This window comes from Rhodococcus erythropolis NBRC 15567, from assembly GCF_001552595.1.
GTDB classification, from domain to species: domain Bacteria; phylum Actinomycetota; class Actinomycetes; order Mycobacteriales; family Mycobacteriaceae; genus Rhodococcus_F; species Rhodococcus_F erythropolis.
Window position 1 is genome coordinate 613,246 of sequence record NZ_BCRM01000001.1, and the last position, 18,751, is coordinate 631,996.

The 18,751-nt window shown below is 60.1% G+C and carries 19 protein-coding genes; 15 read left to right on the forward strand and 4 right to left on the reverse strand.

The genetic code is table 11. From position 1 onward, the window contains the following. Positions 1–22: 22 nt before the first annotated feature. On the reverse strand, positions 23–625 hold the full coding sequence (locus RE4_RS03000; protein ID WP_060938248.1) for a TetR/AcrR family transcriptional regulator: 603 nt from the start codon (positions 623–625) through the stop codon (positions 23–25). Between the two features lie 307 nt (positions 626–932). Here RE4_RS03000 and RE4_RS03005 point away from each other — a divergent pair, with 307 nt between their 5' ends. The 14 genes from RE4_RS03005 (at position 933) to RE4_RS03070 (ending at position 14,308) form a co-directional block, all read left to right on the forward strand. Next, the gene (locus tag RE4_RS03005) at positions 933–1,736 is read left to right on the forward strand and encodes an SDR family NAD(P)-dependent oxidoreductase (protein WP_019745372.1); all 804 of its coding nucleotides are present in this window, start codon (positions 933–935) and stop codon (positions 1,734–1,736) included. A gap of 57 nt (positions 1,737–1,793) precedes the next feature. Beyond that, complete coding sequence (locus tag RE4_RS03010) at positions 1,794–2,915, forward strand: DUF5938 domain-containing protein (RefSeq protein WP_060937961.1); 1,122 nt, start codon at positions 1,794–1,796, stop codon at positions 2,913–2,915. 73 nt (positions 2,916–2,988) lie between these two features. Further along, a complete protein-coding gene (locus tag RE4_RS03015) occupies positions 2,989–4,509 on the forward strand; it encodes an AMP-binding protein (RefSeq protein WP_019745370.1) in 1,521 nt (506 codons plus the stop codon). 205 nt (positions 4,510–4,714) lie between these two features. Then, positions 4,715–6,094 carry an MFS transporter gene (locus tag RE4_RS03020; protein WP_019745369.1) on the forward strand — a complete coding sequence of 460 codons (1,380 nt, stop codon included), beginning with the start codon at positions 4,715–4,717 and terminating at the stop codon, positions 6,092–6,094. 136 nt (positions 6,095–6,230) lie between these two features. Next, positions 6,231–6,773 carry a VOC family protein gene (locus RE4_RS03025; protein ID WP_024488162.1) on the forward strand — a complete coding sequence of 181 codons (543 nt, stop codon included), beginning with the start codon at positions 6,231–6,233 and terminating at the stop codon, positions 6,771–6,773. A 2-nt stretch (positions 6,774–6,775) separates the two neighbouring features. Next, entirely contained in the window at positions 6,776–7,540 is a 765-nt protein-coding gene (locus RE4_RS03030; protein ID WP_019745367.1) for an SDR family NAD(P)-dependent oxidoreductase, read from the forward strand. Then, positions 7,530–8,450 (forward strand): beta-keto acid cleavage family enzyme, encoded by a 921-nt coding sequence (locus tag RE4_RS03035; RefSeq protein ID WP_019745366.1) that lies wholly within the window; start codon positions 7,530–7,532, stop codon positions 8,448–8,450. The genes RE4_RS03030 and RE4_RS03035 overlap by 11 nt, the downstream gene beginning before the upstream one ends. Before the next feature lie 58 nt (positions 8,451–8,508). Beyond that, entirely contained in the window at positions 8,509–8,865 is a 357-nt protein-coding gene (locus tag RE4_RS03040) for a hypothetical protein (RefSeq protein ID WP_127160019.1), read from the forward strand. Continuing rightward, entirely contained in the window at positions 8,865–9,299 is a 435-nt protein-coding gene (locus tag RE4_RS03045; protein WP_020909192.1) for a hypothetical protein, read from the forward strand. The genes RE4_RS03040 and RE4_RS03045 overlap by 1 nt, the downstream gene beginning before the upstream one ends. Further along, complete coding sequence (locus RE4_RS31510; RefSeq protein ID WP_029537040.1) at positions 9,296–10,291, forward strand: dihydroxyacetone kinase subunit DhaK; 996 nt, start codon at positions 9,296–9,298, stop codon at positions 10,289–10,291. Before RE4_RS03045 ends, RE4_RS31510 begins: the two co-directional genes overlap by 4 nt. Positions 10,292–10,320: 29 nt before the next feature. Then, the gene (gene dhaL / locus RE4_RS31515) at positions 10,321–10,953 is read left to right on the forward strand and encodes a dihydroxyacetone kinase subunit DhaL (RefSeq protein WP_020909190.1); all 633 of its coding nucleotides are present in this window, start codon (positions 10,321–10,323) and stop codon (positions 10,951–10,953) included. After that, the gene (locus RE4_RS03060; protein WP_020909189.1) at positions 10,950–11,843 is read left to right on the forward strand and encodes a beta-keto acid cleavage family enzyme; all 894 of its coding nucleotides are present in this window, start codon (positions 10,950–10,952) and stop codon (positions 11,841–11,843) included. The genes dhaL and RE4_RS03060 overlap by 4 nt, the downstream gene beginning before the upstream one ends. Continuing rightward, positions 11,836–13,566 (forward strand): IlvD/Edd family dehydratase, encoded by a 1,731-nt coding sequence (locus tag RE4_RS03065; protein WP_019745364.1) that lies wholly within the window; start codon positions 11,836–11,838, stop codon positions 13,564–13,566. The genes RE4_RS03060 and RE4_RS03065 overlap by 8 nt, the downstream gene beginning before the upstream one ends. Beyond that, entirely contained in the window at positions 13,553–14,308 is a 756-nt protein-coding gene (locus RE4_RS03070; protein ID WP_060938249.1) for an SDR family oxidoreductase, read from the forward strand. Before RE4_RS03065 ends, RE4_RS03070 begins: the two co-directional genes overlap by 14 nt. A gap of 5 nt (positions 14,309–14,313) precedes the next feature. Here the strand turns inward: RE4_RS03070 and RE4_RS03075 are convergent, their stop codons facing one another. From RE4_RS03075 to RE4_RS03085, 3 genes are all read right to left on the reverse strand, one after another. Then, positions 14,314–15,099: an IclR family transcriptional regulator gene (locus RE4_RS03075; protein ID WP_019745363.1), complete on the reverse strand. Its 786-nt coding sequence runs from the start codon at positions 15,097–15,099 to the stop codon at positions 14,314–14,316. Between the two features lie 92 nt (positions 15,100–15,191). Next, positions 15,192–16,733, reverse strand: coding sequence for an alpha/beta fold hydrolase (locus tag RE4_RS03080; RefSeq protein ID WP_238076580.1), 1,542 nt, complete (start codon positions 16,731–16,733; stop codon positions 15,192–15,194). Positions 16,734–16,832: 99 nt separating this feature from the next. After that, positions 16,833–17,648, reverse strand: a complete 816-nt coding sequence (locus RE4_RS03085; protein WP_019745361.1) for a MerR family transcriptional regulator — start codon at positions 17,646–17,648, stop codon at positions 16,833–16,835. A 128-nt stretch (positions 17,649–17,776) separates the two neighbouring features. Between RE4_RS03085 and RE4_RS03090 the strand changes: the two genes are divergently transcribed. After that, on the forward strand, positions 17,777–18,727 hold the full coding sequence (locus RE4_RS03090; protein ID WP_060937962.1) for a TauD/TfdA dioxygenase family protein: 951 nt from the start codon (positions 17,777–17,779) through the stop codon (positions 18,725–18,727). Positions 18,728–18,751 lie beyond the last annotated feature (24 nt).

Consider the following 18,751-nt stretch of genomic DNA (forward strand, 5'->3'; position numbering starts at 1 on the left):
CGACTCAGGACGTGGTGCCGGCTCAGGGTGTGGGCACTACCATGGGCAGCATCTGCTGGACGCTCTCCGAAAGATAGTTCGCGGCAGTCTGATCACCGGACAGATGGCGCAGCAGACTCTGCTGGAACAGGCCGTCGAAGATCGCGTACATCGCCGGCGAGGTGACCGAGGGCTCCACGTCGAGAAGCTCGGCATAGCGAGAGACGATGCGCCAGATCATGTTTTCGAGACTCTCGTCGATCGCGGCCACGTCGGTTCGGAACGACTCCTCGAACATCGACTGCGCGCGCAGGTCGTACCAGAGGCGGTGCATCGTCGGCTCGTCGATCATGGTCTCGGCGAGCAGCGCGCCGAAACCCGTTTTCAGTTCCTCCGGCGTCTGAGCGGTGGCGACGATGCCGTCGTAGCGGGTGACGCAGCGTGCCTTGTAGTGGCGCACGCAGTGGGTGATGAGATCGACCTTGTCGCTGAAGTAGTAGTGCAGGACGCCGTGTGAGAACTCCGAATTCTGGGCGATTTCGCGCAGGCTCGTGCGTGCGTAGCCCAGTTCGGCCAGCGTTTGCAGTGCGGCCTCGGCCAGTTGATCACGTCGCTCGGAGAATTTGTCGACCTGACGACGTGACACCTTGTCTGCGTTGGACCGCTTCTCCGAAGAGACAGGAACCGCCTTTTTTCCTGCCCCACCTGGCTTCTCGACTGTCGTGGTCACGATGGCACGTCCTGTTCCCTGCGATTTCCACAGCGGCACGATCGCCGCGTCCGAATCAGTGTAACCCCTGGTCTTTGACGAGCGTGTAACAAAATCTTGACAGTCGTCAAGATTTCTCTTGACACTCGTCCAAAGTTGAATACTCTGTGACTCACACCACTTGGCAGCGTCGCTGTGAACGGTGGCATCGCGAGAGTCGTTTCAGTCATGGAGGCAGTCGAAAATGAGCGTGTTTGATCTCGAGGGACGAAAAGCACTGGTCACAGGTGGTGCCAAGGGGCTCGGAGCCGGAATGGCTGAGGCGTTGGCGAAGGCGGGGGCGTCGGTGATGATCGGCGATGTTCTCGAAGACGAAGGTCGTGCCACCGCAGAGGCCGTTGGTTCGGGCGGAGTCAAAACCGGGTTCGTAAAGCTGGACGTCACCGACGACGCCAACTGGGAAGAGGCAGTCGCCGCCACCGCGGAGACTCTCGGCGGCTTCGACATCCTCGTCAACAACGCAGGCATCGAGATTTCCTCGCTGGTGGTTGACCTCGATCCGGGCGACATCCGCCGTATGTGTGAGGTCAACATCCTCGGAACAGCGCTCGGAACTAAACACGGACTGCGCAGCATGCGTCCGGGTGGCGTAGCCGGAACCGGCGGCTCCATCATCAACATCTCTTCAGTGGCCGCAACCATTCCGTTTCCCGGGATAAGTGGATACTCCGCGACCAAGTCCGCGGTCGATCGCTTCACCAGAGTTGCCGCCGCCGAGTCGGGCAAGCTCGGCTACGGAGTCCGCGTCAACTGCATCTACCCGGGCCTCGTCGCCACGGAGATGGGTCTCGGACTCGCGGCGGACATGGAGAAGCTCGGCCTGTGGCCCAGTGCCGAAGCGGCAGTCGGCGACGTCATCGGTCTCACCCCGCTCGGCCGCCTCGGTGAAGTGAACGACATGGCTGACGCCGTGGTGTTCTTGTCCTCCGACGCGGCACGATTCATCACCGGAATCGGCCTACCAGTCGACGGTGGCATGGGCATGTAACTCGCCCTCCTCATTCGTACGTACACCCTCCTCACGTTTTCGAAAGGTTCCACGAACATGTCCGAAAAGAAGCCAGTCATCGTCTACGGCGTCTCCGGGTACACCGGCCGTCTGGTGTGTGAATACCTGCGCGAGTACAACATCCCGTTCATCGCGGCCGGTCGCGACGCCGCTCGCATCCAAGAGGTCCTCGACAAGATCCCCGGTTTGGACACCGTCGATCACGAGGTCGTCGAGGTCGAGCACACGGTCGAGGCTCTCACCGAATTGTTCACCGGCGCACAGGTTGTCAGCAACATGGTCGGGCCGTTCATCAAGCTTGGCGGCACCGTCGTCGAGGCTGCGTTGAATGCCGGTTGCCACTACATGGACACCACCGGTGAGCAGGACTGGGTACTCGACGTCCAGGAGAAGTTCGGCGACAAGTACCAGGAGAAGGGTCTGCTTCTCTCGCCCGGTATCGCGCAGATGTACACCACCGGTGAGATCGCGGCCAACATCGCACTGGAAACGCCGGGTCTCGATACGCTCGACATTCTCGTGCTGTGGAAGGGATTTCCCACCTATGCCTCCACTCAGACGATCTTCACCATCCTCAAAGCGAACTGGTACTACCTCGAGCAGAACAAGTACGTGCAGTGGGCGCCCGGCCAGACTTTCGACGTCGTCGTTCCCGGCCAGCACGAAACTGCGCTTGCATTGCCGTGGGGCGGAACTTGCCACCCCGTGTGGTTCAAGAACGATCCGCGAGTTTCCAACGTCAAGGCTGCGGGCGGGGTGTTCGACCGCACCGTGATGGAAGGTGTTGTCGCGACACAGAAGATCGTGGAGGAGCAGATCAAGACCCTGCCCGCCGACGAGCAGGAAGCCGCCTTGGCCGAGATCGCCGGTTCGGTTCAGGCGGGTATGCCCCCTCGTGAAAATCCGCGCATCAACACCTCACTCGACTCCGTCTACGCGTCGGGACCGCTGGGTCGCTCGCACGTCGTGATTCACGGAAACTGCAACTACAAGCAGACGGGCCTCCTGCACGCCTATGCAGCGCATTCGTTGCTTCAGCAGGCGCCCAAGCGGACCGGGCTTGCCTCGGCCTGCCAGGCGTTCGGCCATCGCGAACTGCTTGGCGCGCTACGTAGTTTCGGGCTGGCTCTGGAGCCGGAAGTAACCATCAACGCCTAGCTCGTCGCCCTCGTTATCATGTTCACGGCTCCCGGCGTGCATCGCGCCGGGAGCCCCGCCCTGGAGGCTCCCCATGCGTTTGACCGACTATCTCGACAAGGGAGCCTCTCTTGGTTCCACCGCACCGTGTTTGACGATGGGGGAGCGCACTCTCTCCTACGGCGAGGTGCAACAGTTCAGCCGACGCTTCGCAGCTTCGCTCGCGGCTTCGGGCATCGCGGCGGGCGAGAAGGTCGCGATTCTGTCCGGCAATGACCCGATCTCGTTCTCCTGCGTATTCGGTATCAGTAGGGCTGGCGCGGTCTGGTGCCCGATCAACCCCCGCAACGAAGCTGCGGAGAACCGAGACCTGTTGGATCTGTTCGATTGTCGCGCTCTGTTCTTCCAGAAGTCCTATGCGCCGCTTGTCGACCAGATCAAGGACGCGCTTCCACAGTTGGTGACGCTCGTCTGTATCGACGGCGAGTGGGATTCGGCACAGTCCCTCGAAAGCTGGCTCGGGGAAGAAGAACTCGACGCCGCGGCGCCCGACGACGTCACCATGCTGGTCGGTACCGGTGGTACGACGGGCCGCCCCAAAGGCGTGATGTTGACCGGGCACAACATCGAGACGATGACCGCAATCACTTTGATGAGTTATCCATTCGAGGGGCGCCCGGTGTATCTGGCGTTGGCGCCGTTGACTCACGCCGCCGGTGTTTTGTGCTTCCCGATCATGGCCCTCGGCGGCGAAGTGGTGATCATGCCGAAGCCCGATCTCGGGTACTTCCTCGCGAACGTTCAGAAGCACAAGGTGACTCACACCTTCCTGCCGCCGACGCTCATCTACATGTTGCTCGAGCACGAGGACCTCGCGGTAACGGATCGTAGCTCGCTGCAGTGTTTCTGGTACGGCGCGGCACCGATCTCCCCGACCAGGCTAGAGGAGGCGATCGACAAGATCGGACCGGTCATGGCTCAGCTGTTCGGGCAGAGTGAAGCCCCCATGATGATCTCGACGATGTCACCGAAGGAGCATTTCGGCCCGGACGGCACTGTCGCAACGTCACGACTTTCGTCGGCGGGTCGACCGTCGCCGCTGGTGACCGTGGGGATCATGGACGACAAAGGCGCGCTGCTCGGACGTGGCGAGCGTGGTGAGGTGGTGATTCGCAGTTCGTTGGTGATGGCGGGTTATTACAAGAACTCCGACGCAACCGCGGAAGCGTCAGCCCACGGCTGGCATCACACCGGCGACATCGGGTACCTGGACGAGGACAATTTCCTGTTCATCGTCGATCGTGCGAAGGACATGATCATCACCGGCGGTTTCAACGTCTATTCGGTCGAGGTGGAGCAGGCACTCATGGCGTATCCGGGGATTCAGGACTGCGGAGTGATCGGGTTGCCGGACGACAAGTGGGGCGAACGTGTTGTGGCAGTGGTGCAGCCACACCTCGGCGCAGACATCGACGGCGCCGAGGTGATGGCTTTCGTGAAGTCTCGCATCGGAAGTGTGAAGACTCCGAAGCAAGTCATCGTCTGGGACGATCTACCTCGCTCCAAGGTCGGCAAAGTTCTCAAGAACGAGATCAAAAGCGAGCTGACTGGCTGAATACCCCCGGAACGCCTATGTTTCACCGCGCGGAGTGCCTGTCGAAACCGACAGGCACTCCGCCTTCTTGTCACCGCGGCCGGTCGATTGCTCACGAATCGAGTACCGATCATCGGGAATCGTGTCTGTGAAGTTCGAATCGCGACCCGCATCGTCTCTGTGTCAGCCATCACAATGATGTGTTCGAATGAGTACGAGGTGAATCATGCGTCACGAAAGAACAGTCACCGAGCAACTTCCCCTTCCGGCCAGGACCGTCCGGAAGGTCATGCTCCGCTTCATGCCGGTCATCGGATTGGCATACATCGTCCTGTATCTCGACCGATTGAACATCGGCGTTGCAGCATTGACGATGAACAAAGAACTCGGAATATCGGCCTCGATGTTCGGGTTTGCGGCCGGAATCTATTTCTGGAGTTACACGATCTGCGAACCCCCGAGCAACTACATCCTCACAAAGGTCGGTGCGCGGCGCTGGATCACACGAATCATGATCACGTGGGGCGTGGTCACCATCGGAACCGCGTTCGTTCAGGGTGCCAGCGGATTGGTGGCAGCACGATTCCTGTTGGGTATTGCCGAAGCCGGCTTTTCGCCCGGCATGCTGTTCTTCGTCTCGAAGTGGTTCCCGAATCGGGATCGAGGCAAAGCAATGGCGTGGATCGTGACCTTCATCTGTATCTCCGGCCTGGGTACTCCGATCACCACACACCTGATGGCTATCGACGGCTTTCTCGGGCTTTCCGGATGGCGATGGGTATTCATTCTCACCGGCGTCCCCGCCGTGGTCATGGCGTTTGTGATCTACAAGGTTCTGCGGGACAAGCCTTCCGAGGCGGAGTTCCTCTCCGAGGAAGAACGCGGTTGGCTCACCGATACGCTCGAGTCGGAGGCGCAAGAGCGCGAAGCGGTCGTCGGTAAGCACAGCTTCCTCCAGGGACTCGTGCACCCACGAGTACTGGTGTTGATCGCCGTGTTCATCTGTTTCACCTTCAGCCTCAACGGTTTCCAGATTTGGATGCCGCAGATTTACGCGCAATTCGGGATGAGCACCAATCAGATCGGATGGGTTGCCGCACTACCTGCACTGATTGCGATCGGACCGATGATCTGGTGGACGCGCCATTCGGACCGCGCCGGAGAGCGCCCCGTGCACTTCGCCATCGCCGCATCGGTCGCAGCACTCGGTTTTGCTATTGCTGCGCTGTTCTTCACCACACCGGTTGTCGCCATCTTCGGATTCTGCATCGCCGGGATCGGTCTCTACAGTTCGATGAGCATCTTCATCACCATGCCTTCGAGCTTCCTTACCGGCGCTGCCTTGGCGGCAGGTTTCGGTGTCATCAACGGAATGGGTAACCTCGGAGGCTATTTCGGTCCACAGGTCACCGGCTGGATCAAGGACGCGACCAACAGTTTCACACCGGCAATCGGGGTGTACTCCGCGGTGCTGGCGACGGCAGCATTGATCGTGCTGCTGCTCAAGGTGATCACCAGAAAGGCCGACAAGGCCAACGCCCAACTGACTCTGGATTACCGGGCGGAGCGCGACGCCGGAACCTTGGTTGCACCTGAGCAGGTTTGAGCCGAGTCTCGGCCCGGAAGATTCCCGATCAACGGGAATTCTTCATTCTTCAGGCGAGCATGCGCAGGACATCATCACTTATCAGGATCACAGTCGTCGACCGTGGTTTCGTCGGCAACGAACAAACGAGGACTTCGTGAGTAGATACTTCGGGCCTTTGCGCCAATTGGGTTTTGTGGTCAACGACATCGACAGTGCGCTGAAGCATTGGATCGACGTTGTCGGCGTTGGCCCCTTCTTCTTCGTGGAGGACCAACCGTTGAACGACTTCGTCTTCCGTGGCAAGTCGAGTGCGCCTCGATTCAGTGTGGCGCTCGCGCACAGCGGAAGCGCGCAGATCGAGCTGATTCAACAACACAACGATGAGCCGTCGGCATTTCGCGAGTTCGCCGATCGCGGGCTCGAAGGACTTCAACATGTTGCCTACTGGACAACGGATTTCGATCGATATATGGAGGAATCCAAGAACCGAGGGCTCGTCGAATTGCAGAGTGGTAGGTCCGGTAGTGGCGCTCCGGACGAGCGATTCGTGTACTACGAGGACGGCCCGTATCCGGGAACAGTCATCGAAATCTCGGAGGTCAGCGGAAGGAAGGGTGATCTGTTTCGCGCAGTCGAGGCTGCATCGAAGGAGTGGGACGGGTCGAATCCCATTCGCGACATGAGGAAGGTGCTGTAGTCGTGAGTAGGAAGGTAGCGATCGTCACTGGTGGCGCATCGGGGATCGGCCTGGCAACGTGCAAACGATTCGCCGACTTGGGTTGGAATGTCATCTCTGCCGACCTGTCGCATACATCCGGAGACACTGCGCCAGAACCAGATACACGGACAGTCGGCGTTCGAGTGGATGTCACCGATGAGGGGGATATCCGACGGCTTCGCGACGTCGCCGAAAAGCTGTTCGGTCGTGTCGACACGGTTGTGACCTCGGCGGGAACCGCGGACAACGCGCCGATCCGGCACACCACACCCGATCGATTCAGGCGAACCCTCGAGCTGAACCTCGTTTCCACGTTTGCGGTGGTCAGGGAGTTCGTGGATCTGCTCGCCGGAGATGGCGGCGGATCGGTGGTGACAATTGCCTCGGTTTCCGGCCTACGCGGCAGCGTAGACCGTGCCGCGTATTCCGCCTCGAAAGGTGGCGTGGTCGCGTTGACCACACAACTCGCGATCGAGCTCGCCGGCGAGGGGATCCGAGTCAATTGTGTTGCACCGGGTTCGACGCGGACACCGCTTGCAAGTCGGGCCCAGAGCCCTGAAATGCAGAGCGCCATCTTGCAGTCGATCCCGTTGAGCCGTTACGCGGAGCCGGCTGAGATTGCCGAAGTCGTGACCTTTGTCGCTGGTCCCGGCGCCGGTTTCGTGACGGGTCAGACGTGGACGGTCGACGGAGGTCAGTCGATGACAGCCGGTTGGAATCTTGCGAAGGAGCGACATGACTCTTGACGCAACGTCCAATACAACGGAGAAACCGGTAATCATCGGAGTGCACGTCAACGAGAACACCATGCGCGCACCCAATCCCCACATTCCGTGGACGCCCAGCGAAATAGCCGACACTGCTCGCGCTTGTGAGGATGCGGGGGCGTCGTTGATGCATTTTCACGGTCGAGCCGTGGACGGCGGCGTGGATCACTCGGCGGCGACCTACGGAGAGATCGTCGAGCGGGTTCGGGCGGTATCGAATCTGCTGCTTGCGCCGTCGATGGCCAATGTTCCCGGCTACACGATAGATGAGCGGCTGTCGAATCTTGCCCCGAACCAAAGTGATCCGAAACGACGTTCCGACTTCTTGGTCGTCGATATGGGCTGTGCGGCGATGGACTTGATCGATGCGACGACAGGCTTGTTCGCAACCGATTCCAGGGTCTTCGTCAACGACACTCGAACACAGATCGAGTTACTTTCGCGCGCTGGTGAATTGGGTCTGGTGCCGTATCAGACGTCATTCAACGTGAGTTGGACGCGCGCGATCTTCGCCCACGCAAGGGTGCGGAATCCGTCGTCACCATTGGTGATCGCTTTCATTCTCGGTGGTGACGAGTTTCCGGCTGCACATCCGGCGACAGCAGCAGGGCTACGTGCGCAACTGGACCTCCTGCCGACTGATCTTCCAGTGGAGTGGATCGTCTCGGCCTACCGAGGCAATGTTCTTGCAGCAGCGGAGGAGTCGATCAAGCGCGGGGGCCATGTAGCAATCGGTGCCGGTGACTACCACTACGAAGAACTGGGATACCCCTCCACACCTGATCTGGTCGCCGAAGTTGTTTCGATCGCTCGGCGGTACGGGCGTGAACCCGCAAGTCCTGATCAGGCACGTCGAATTCTAGGGGTGGATGTCCATGCGAGTAGTTGAAACCGAAGGTGCCGAACCTACTTTGGTTCATTCCTCTAACGGAAAGAGAGTGTGGATCATGGATTCGATTGCGTTTGCTTCCTCGGCTCAGGCCGGTGATGTGATCGTGACCGGATCACACGGAGGGACGAGTGCTGGAGAGTACGCCGTCGGGTTCGGGGTTCGTGTTGTGGTGTGCAATGACGCCGGCATAGGGAAGAACAAGGCAGGAATCGCAGGTTTGGCTGCGATCGACGCCCAGAAGATCGTCGGCATTGCAGTCGGACACGAGAGTTCGCGTATCGGAGATGGCAAGGACGTGTGGGAGTGCGGCATCGTGACGTATGCCAATCCGACTGCAGTCGCAGCGGGTGTGCGTGTGGGCAGCCGCGTTTCCGAAGAAGTGCTGGCACTGATAGAGAGGAGCGTCGACTGATGTTTCGGAACATTGTCGGTGTGGAGAACGGTAGACAGATTGTCGTCATGGACAGTATGTCGCAGATCGAACGGTCGGACCGCGACCGCATCGTCGTTGCGGCATCCAACGGAGGTCAAGAGTCAGGGCGGATGGCGATTGCGACGGGCTGTGCGTTGGCTGTGCTGAACGATGCCGGAATCGGCAAGGACAACGCGGGGATCATCGGAATCGTCCGCATGGGAGATTCGGGACTTGCCGGCGTAGCGGTCAGTCACGACTCTGCCGAGATCAGCAATGGAATGGATATGTGGCACAACGGAACTGTTTCGTATGTCAACGAGCCCGCAGCGGCGGCTGGGATACGGGTCGGTGACAACGTTCGCACGTGTGTGAGTGCGTTTGCGGTTCGCTTCCCTGTCGGCCCAATGTCGGCGTCCGAGAGTTCGTCATGATCGGCCATGTGGTCAACCGGCCCGAGGATGTAGTCCGCGAAGCGCTCGAAGGACTTCAGATCCTGCACCCGGAAATGCTCTCCTACCACCGAGATCCGTTGTTTGTGACTCGCGCGGTTGTCGCCCGAGACAAAGTTGTGTTGGTCTCAGGTGGCGGGGCCGGGCATGAGCCGTTACACGCGGAGTTCGTCGGATCCGGCATGTTGGACGCCGCAGTTCCTGGGTCGGTCTTCGCCAGTCCCACAGCCTTTCAGATCCGTGCTGCGGTCAATGCTGTCGAGACCGGACGGGGTGCACTTCTCATCGTGAAGAACTACACCGGAGACAAACTGAATTTCTCGATCGCGGCCGAGTTACTCGGAACTGAGCGGCAAGTGGAGATCGTGATGGTCGACGACGACCTCGCGACGACGACTGCAGACGAGGGTGGACCTGGACGTCGTGGTACCGCTGCGGTAATCGCCGTGGAGAAGATTTGTGGGGCGGCCGCGGAACGGCACTGGGCGCTTTCCGAGATCGCTGACCTGGGGCGCCGGGTGGTGGCGGCGTCGGCGACGTTGGGTGCAGCTTTCCGCTCGTGCACGGCTCCCGGACAGGATCGTCCGTCCTTCGAACTGGCGCCGGGGGAGATGGAGTTCGGCATCGGAATCCATGGCGAGCGTGGACGTGAGACGCGTCCGACGGTTCCTGCCGCCGAACTCGTGGCGCAGTTGTCGGAGCCGATCCTCGATGCTGTCGGGGTGGAGCGCGGGGATGGTGTGATAGCGATAGTGAATGGGCTAGGGGCAACACATGGACTCGAATTATCGATTGCCACTGCAGAATTGAAGTCTTTCCTCGGGGATGCCGGTATCGGTTTGGATCGGGTGATTGCAGGTTCTTTCGTCACTGCATTGGATATGCACGGGCTCTCTATCACCCTTCTCCGTTCGACCGAGGAGTTTGTGGATCTCTGGGATGCAACGGTACGCACTCCCGCTCTCGCTTGGTAACTCGAATATGCACTACTGAAAAGAGTTTCATGATGACAACGTTGAGCGTTGGGGACACTCGGGCGTGGATCGATCGATTTGCCGACGCCGCCGAAGATCAATTCGATTCCCTCACAGATTTGGACCGGCTTGTCGGAGACGGCGATTTCGGAATGAATCTGCGGACGGGCCTGCGAAGTGCGGTGCAACGACTTCGTTCCGACCCGCCGACCAGTCCTGGTGAAGTGTTCGCCCGTACGTCGGATGCGTTTCTCGGCATCGGTGGGACAAGCGGACCACTTCTCGGTCTGTGGTTCGGCCGGATCGGAGCAGTCTCTGGAGTTGAAGTGACCGCAACAGACTTGGCTTCTGCCCTAGGTACGGCGACAGCTGCGGTGCAGCGTCTCGGCAATGCCCAGGTGGGTCACAAGACCATGGTCGACGCCATGGTCCCCGCAACCAGCGCATTGACCGAGGCGGCAGTCAGCGGGGCAACCTTGTCTGCTGCCTTGAGCTCTGCGGCCACGGCTGCGAGGCTCGGCGCCGAATCGACTCGCGCGATGCTCGCCCGCCGCGGACGCGCGACCTACGTGGGAGAACACGCCAGGGGCGTCGAGGACCCTGGGGCATCGGCGATTGCCATGTTCTTCGCCGCATCCAGCTACAAGAGCGTTCCGGCATGAGCGATCTGCGAGACAAGGTCATCGTCACAGTTGCCCCGACGGGTGGCTTCCTCACTGTTGCCGACAATCCGTTCATTCCGACTCAGCCTGAGCAGATTGCGGCGGATGTGGCACGCTGCCACAGCGCTGGAGCCAGCGTGGCAGCACTTCATGCTCGACGACCGGACGATCAAGCGACCTGTGATGCCGCAATCTATCGGCGGATGAATACGCTTGTCCGCCAAAGCTGCGACATCGTGATCAACAACTCGACCGGCGGCGGAGTCAACGGTGACATGGTGAGTGTTCGCAGTGACGGAACGCGCGTCGTGGACTGGGACGCGAGGCTGCAGGGCCTGCATGGCGGAGCAGACACATGCACGCTCGATGCCATCACGGCCTATGTGACATCACCGGTCGGTGAGGTACTGATGGACACGCCGCCCAGTCGTGCCGCCGAACTGGCAGCGTCAATGCGCGAACTAGGAATCAAACCTGAATGGGAGGCCTTCAGCCCGTCACATCTGCTCCAGGAGATACGTACGTTGACCGAAGAGCAGCCTGGCCCGCACCTCGTCAATCTTGTACTGGGACTTGATCGAACTTTTCAGAATGCGATGCCGTACTCCCCGCAGATCTTGCAGCAGATGGTGGAACACCTACCGGAGAAATCGGTCTTCTCCGTGAGCATCAGCGGGCCAGATCAACTGCGTGGTCTGACTCATGCACTCGTGCTCGGTGGGCACGTGCGTGTGGGAATCGAAGACTATCCGTTTCTCGCGAATGGGGAGCCGGCCGAGAACGTTCGTTTGGTGGAGAACATCGTCGACATCGTCCAGCGACTCGGAATGCAGCCTGCAACACCTGGGGAGGCAAGGGCAATCCTTGGTTTGGAGGGTTCGGATGAGTAGAACACCGACGAGTAGAACACTTCGCTCGCAGGATTGGTTCGGAGGCAATGATCTCAATGCATTCATCCACCGCTCGTGGATGAAGAACCAGGGTATCCCTGATCGGATGTTCGACGGCCGACCGGTTATCGGTATCTGCAACACGTATTCCGAGCTCACGCCGTGCAACGCTCACTTCAGAGATCTGGCCGAGCAGGTGCGACTGGGTGTCATCGAAGCGGGCGGATTTCCAGTTGAGTTTCCGGTGATGTCATTGGGTGAGACGATCATCCGCCCCACCACGATGCTCTATCGGAACCTCGTCAGCATGGACGTGGAGGAGTCGATTCGAGCCAATCCGATCGACGGCGTCGTACTGCTCTGCGGCTGCGACAAAACCACCCCGGCGCTGGTAATGGGCGCAGCCAGTTGTGACCTTCCCACCATTGTCGTATCCGGTGGGCCCATGTTGAACGGCCGCCATCAAGGTAAAACTGTCGGATCTGGAACCTCGGTGTTCGAGATGAGTGAAGCAGTGCGAGCGGGGTGCATGAGCGAATGTGAGTTCAGAGCAGCGGAATCGGCGATGTCTCGATCGCCTGGTCACTGCAACACTATGGGCACCGCGTCGACGATGGCTTCGATTGTCGAGACTTTGGGCCTCACGCTGCCCGGTAATGCTGCGATCCCGGCAGTGGATTCACGGCGACGTGTACTTGCACGCGACAGCGGCGTGAGAATCGTGGAGATGGTCGTCGAGAACCTGACGATGTCTTCGGTCGTCGACCGAAATTCATTCGAGAATGCGATCAAGGTGAACACGGCTATCGGTGGGTCCACCAACGCTGTGGTGCACTTGCTTGCCATCGCCGGGAGGCTGGAAATTCCCCTCGAACTCAGCGATTTCGGGGAGCAGAGTCGTGACGTTCCCCTGCTGGTCAACCTCATGCCTTCGGGTACCTATTTGATGGAAGATTTCTTCTACGCAGGCGGACTGCCCGCGGTGATCGCCGAGCTCGGAGACATCCTCCATCTGGATGCCGCCACGGTTACCGGAATGACTCTCGGTGAGAACAACTCCGGCGAAACGATTTGGGATGACGACGTAATTCGTAGCACGGCGGCACCGTTGCTGGAGCAAGCCGGCATAGCGGTATTGACCGGCAATCTCGCGCCGAACGGTGCAGTGATCAAGCCGTCTGCGGCGTCGCCCGAGTTGCTCAGCCACGTGGGTCGTGCGGTCGTGTTTCACGGAATGGACGACTTCTCGGCGCGCGTCGACTCGCCGGATCTCGACATCGAAGCCGACGACGTCATCGTCCTCACCGGTGCTGGACCGAAGGGGTTTCCGGGTATGCCAGAGGTAGGTAATCTGCCACTCCCTCGAAGGCTGCTCGAGCAGGGTGTGCGAGACATGGTCAGGATCTCGGATGCGCGAATGAGCGGAACAGCCTTCGGCACAGTCGTTTTGCACGTTGCGCCTGAAGCGGGAGCCGGTGGGCCTCTCGGCGCGGTCAGGGATGGTGATTTGATCGAGTTGGATGTTGCTCGTGGAGTCTTGCGTGTACTCGTCGACGACGACGAGCTGGCCAGGCGTCTCGAGGCGTTGCCGCCACGCGTACAAAAGAGTACGAGTGGGTATCAACGACTGTTCGTGGATCATGTGATGCAGGCCGACCGCGGAGTCGATTTCGATTTCCTGGTGGGCAGGCGTGGAACGGAGGTACACGGTGACAATCACTGAGCGTGTCGGCCGAGTCGTGGTCGTGACCGGTGCAGGGTCGGGACTCGGCCGCGCAATGGCCAGAGGTCTACTCGATGCAGGACACCACGTTGTATTGGCTGGTCGAAACAGCGTGAGCTTGGAAGCGACAGGTGGGGGTCACGAGCGTGCAGTGGTAATTCCCGCTGATGTGTCCTCGCCCGAATCGGTTCACCGGTTGTTCACATCCGTGACTGAGCGTGTCGGCAGACTCGATGTGCTTGTCAACAACGCAGGGACATTCGGTCCGTCGGGGAGTGTGGACGAGATCGATCCTGAAGCGTGGAACGCGACAGTCGCAGCCAATCTCACCGGCGTATTCCTTTGTGCGCGTGAAGCGATTCGTATCATGAAAACACAGGATCCGAGAGGAGGCCGGATCATCAACAACGGGTCGCTCTCCGCTCACACGCCCCGGCCTGACAGTGCCGCCTACACCGCGACCAAACACGGTGTGTCAGGTTTGACGAAGTCGATCTCTCTCGACGGCCGAGAATTCGACATCTGTTGCAGTCAAATCGACATCGGCAATGCGGCAACTGACATGACAGCCGGAATCGGCCACTCGGCACGACAAGCTGACGGCACCACCAGGCCCGAGCCGACATTCGATCCTCGTCATGTCGCGAACACCGTTGTGCAACTGATAGATCTACCACTCGACGTGAATGTCCCGACTCTGACGATCATGGCAAACCGGATGCCGTACGTCGGGCGCGGTTGACGGCGTCAGCGTCGTTGTAGGACAGGGCGGACGACGGACTGGGCACTCGAGAGATCACGTGAGATGGCGATTGCCGTCGTCCGCACCGCCGCGTCGATACGGGTCAGATTTATTCGGCCTGCCATACCGGAAATGGAGATGGCGCCGAGGACGTCTTCGTCCGGGCCGAATATTGGTGCTGCGGCGCCGACGATCCGGGGAAATGCTTCCTGGCGGTCGAAGGCGACACCACGCTTGCGAACACGATCCAGTTCTCGGTGGAAGAGTTCGGGGTCGGTGATGGTGTTCTCGGTGTGTGCTTCGAGGACAGTGGGCATCGTGAAATCCCGAGAGTTGGTGAACGCCAATACTGCTTTGCCGGAACAACTTGCGTGTGCAGGCCACCGACCACCGATTTGCTGCGGAAGGCGTGGTCCGTCGTCGCCACGGAAGACATCAAGGTAAACCACGTCGAAACCGTCCAATACAGCGAGTCCCACGTTGTGCCCCGTTGCTTCACGCAAGGCCGAAAGGTGGCGCCGCGCTGCTTCGCGGAGGTTTCGCTGCCGTGGAACAGATTCGCCGATCTCGAACAGGAGGAGACCCAAGCGGTAGTTGGTTCCTTGCCGTTCGAGCAACCCGACTCGGACGAGATCGTCGACCATTCGATACACCGTTGTTTTGGCCATGCCTGTCCGTCGAACAAGCGCTGCTGCGCTGAGAACGCCTGAGCTGTCACGAAAAGTCTTCAGGATCTCGGTGGAACGACCAATTGCGGAAACCTCGCCATCGGCCCGATGAATGGGACTCACCGAACTATTCTGTCTGCCTGATGCGCGATTGTCGAGGGGCAATCGCGCATCAGATCACGCAGGTCTTCCGGTGATGGGATCGCCGGATATCGTCACGACTCGCACACCACGTCTTCGGCGGGCAGTGAGCCGTCGAGCAGGTACGAGTTGACGGCGGCGTTTGCGCAAGTATTCGCGTAGCCCGGGAACACCGCATGAGTGCGGCCTGGAACTGTCACGAGCCGTGAGCCTTTCATCGCTTCGTGCATGCCGAGGCCTTCGTCGTACGTCGTGCGGGTGTCACCGGTTGCCTGGATCTGCAATGCCGGAACGTTGTTGTCGATGTCGATCCGCTTCGGGGCCTCACTGCGCCAGAACGCGCAGGGCATGATCGTGTTGTGCGTGCCGGCGAAGATCGGCTGATCACCACGGTGCTCCTCCAACTTGTTGCGATACCACGCGGGATCGCTCGGCATCGACACGTCTCCGCAGACAATGGCGATTGTTCCGGCATAGTCAGGGCCGGTCCCCAATTCGGTCTGGAACCACGCCTGCATCAGTCCCGTCAGCTGGGGATGGATGTCCTCGACGGTCTTGCCTGCGGCGAGTTCGCGCAACTGAACCAATACCTGAGCGAATGCCTCGCTTTCCTTTTCGGTGTCCCCGGTTCCGTTGACGTACATCAGGAATGGAAGGACGTGATCGTCGACGGCGTAGTCACCGATCTGAATCGGAGTGGTGGCAGCGTCCGAGATCAGCTTCTCGATGAGGGCGCGAACTTCGGCGGGCGTCGATCCGAGTGCATAGGTGGAATTGCGTTCTGCTGCCCACTGTGAGAATCCGTCGATCGCTTTCTCATTGGCCGGGCCCATGTCCTGGAACATCTCGTATCCGTATTTCTTCGGGTCCGGTGCGCTGTCGAGAACCACACGGTCGATCCTGTCTGGGAACATTTGCGCATAGGTCGCACCAAGATATGTGCCGTACGACCACCCGAAGTACGACGCCTTCTCCTGGTCGAGGGCGCCACGAATCACGTCGAGGTCGCGGGCGATGTTCTGAGTATTGATGTGCGGCAGATAGTCCGGGTACTTGTCCCAGCATGTGTCAGCGGCCTCGCGTGCGAGCGCAACACTTTCGTTCCACCCTTCCTCTGTGGTACCCGGTGAACGCATCCATGTCATCTGCTCGACGCCGCAGTCGATCGGCGTGCTCTTGCCGAGCCCTCGGGTGTCCATGCCGATGACGTCGTATGCCGCTGCGACTTCCGGTGTCATCCCGGCATTCAGAATCTCGGGCAATCCCAGTCCTCGGCCGCCCGGGCCACCAGGGTTGGTGAGCAAGATCCCGCGTCGCTGTGCAGGGTCGGTGGACGCGACCCGCGAGATCGCCACTTCGATTGTCTTGCCGTCAGGGGCGGAATAGTCCAAAGGTACTGTGACCATGGCGCAGTCACTTGCCGTCGATGTTCCGGTGTCTGTGGCGCATGGCCCCCATTCGACATCCTGGTCGTAGAACGCGCTGAGATTCGATTGTGGATCTTCCTGCGGAGCAGCAGGATCCGAGCACGCCGCCAGTGCAGGTACTGCGAGTGCGGCGGCGGCGATTGTGGTAGCCAGCCACTTTCGTGGTCGAGGCGTGCGTGATCTGGGCATGATGGATCCAGTCATTGTCGTGTCGTGTCCTTGTTTCGAGCCCATTTTCGGGCAGCGTTGATCACCCCACTTCCGATGTGGGGATTCAGTGGCGGAGTTTCAGGGTCGAGACTGGCGGGCAGCGAACTCGGCCGCTACAGCCTTCGCGAATCTTTCCTGGGTCGGGGTTCTTCGATCTGCTTGGTGCTCGCGCAGCACCGCTACCAACCGGGTGGGTGAAGGGCGTTCCGGTGCGGCCTGTTCAGGAAGCACTCTCTCGGTGAAATCGCAGAACTGAATGGCAAGGGCCGCAATCGTGTCGGCGTCCGCCGGAGCGTCGGTGAGGGCGTACATGCGAGTAATCAATTCGATTGCCTGCTTGCGGTTCGGCTTCGCCAACGCCCGGCGGTGTGCGCTCAGGAGTGAATCGCAGACTTCAGGATCACCCCCGGAGACGGTGAGCGCGAGGATCAGGAGTTCGCGCTCGTTGTCGATCCACGCTGTCGGTGCACCGGCAACGACATACTGTGCGAGCACTTCCGAAAACGCGTCGGGTAGTTCGGGATCGGCGTTGCGGCGTAGCGACTCGATGTGAGCACGTTGAACCGCGATCTGTTCGGCCTTGGCTGCCAGTTCCTTGTCGAGTGCGTCGAGTGCGGACCGGGTGTCGTGAGCGTCGCCGTCGAGCAGTTCGGCGATCTTGGCAACAGGAATCCCCAGATCGCGCAGGCGGCGGATGCGGCTCAGTCGTGCCAGGTCCACCGCCCGGTACATGCGGTAGCCGTTGGGTTGGCGTTGTGGTTCTTCGAGAAGCCCGTTCGAGTGGTAGTAGCGCACGGATCTGACGGTGGTGCCGGCCAGATTCGCCAGCTCGCCGATGGTCATCATCGCCTCGCCCTCCCGTTTGTCGATTCGGATTTCGTCTGTGGAAACCATTCTCCAACCCTGACGCGGCGTCAGGGTCAAGGTGCGCGCCGGAGAACGTGACCGTTGACACGTTAAGGACATAGCCTTAATCTGGATTTTGTCCGTTACGACATCGTCGATTCCGAGGAAGTGCCTTGATGGCTACCCTTTTGCCTGCGGCAACGATCTTTCCGATCCCCACCGATCCGCTTGCTGCCTATGGTCCACTTGTCGCTCGCCGGAATCCCGAGTCCGTAGTTCCGGCGCTGTACGAACACTGTGCGGTCAAGGCGGTCACGCCGACGATCGGAGCGGAAATCTCCGGCATTCGACTCGGTGGGGACCTGTCTGATGCCGTGATTGCGGAACTTCGCCGCGCTCTCCTCGAATGGAAAGTCCTCTTCTTTCGGGATCAGGACCTCGGCCGAGCAGAACATCGAGCTTTTGCCGAGCGTTGGGGCGATCTCGAACAGCATCCGTTCTTCAAGTACACGCAGCCAGGGCAGGCGGACGTCGATGTCACGACGCTGGCCAAGGATGCGATGGTCGGCGGCGTCGAGAACAACTGGCACAACGACGTGACGTGGCACGAGTTTCCTTCATTTGCCGCCGTACTTCGTGCAGTCGAGGTGCCAGAGGTGGGTGGTGACACGTTGTGGGCTGACACCGCTGCTGCCTACGATCTGCTTCCGGAAGACGTCAAGAAGCGTATCGACCCGCTTGTTGCAGAACATGATTGGATCAACTCGTTCGGCAGGTCGATGCCGGCGGATGCGGTCGAGATGTTGCGTCCGAAGTTCCCCGCGGTGCAGCATCCGGTGGTTCGGGTCATTCCGGAAAGCGGCAGGCGGGTGTTGTTCGTCAACATGACCTTCACGCAACGGATCTTGGGCGTATCCGAAGAGGAATCGAACGAACTTCTCGCGATGCTGTATCGCCACGTCAATCGTCCGGAATTCCAGGTCCGACTGAAGTGGGAGCCGAATACTGTTGCCTTCTGGGACAATCGGACCTGCCAGCATTACGCGGCCAGTGACTACTTCCCGGCTCGTCGTGTGATGGATCGAATCTCGATTGTCGGCGATCGGCCAGTGGGCGTCGGGGACTGATACGACGCTCAGCGCCTCACGATG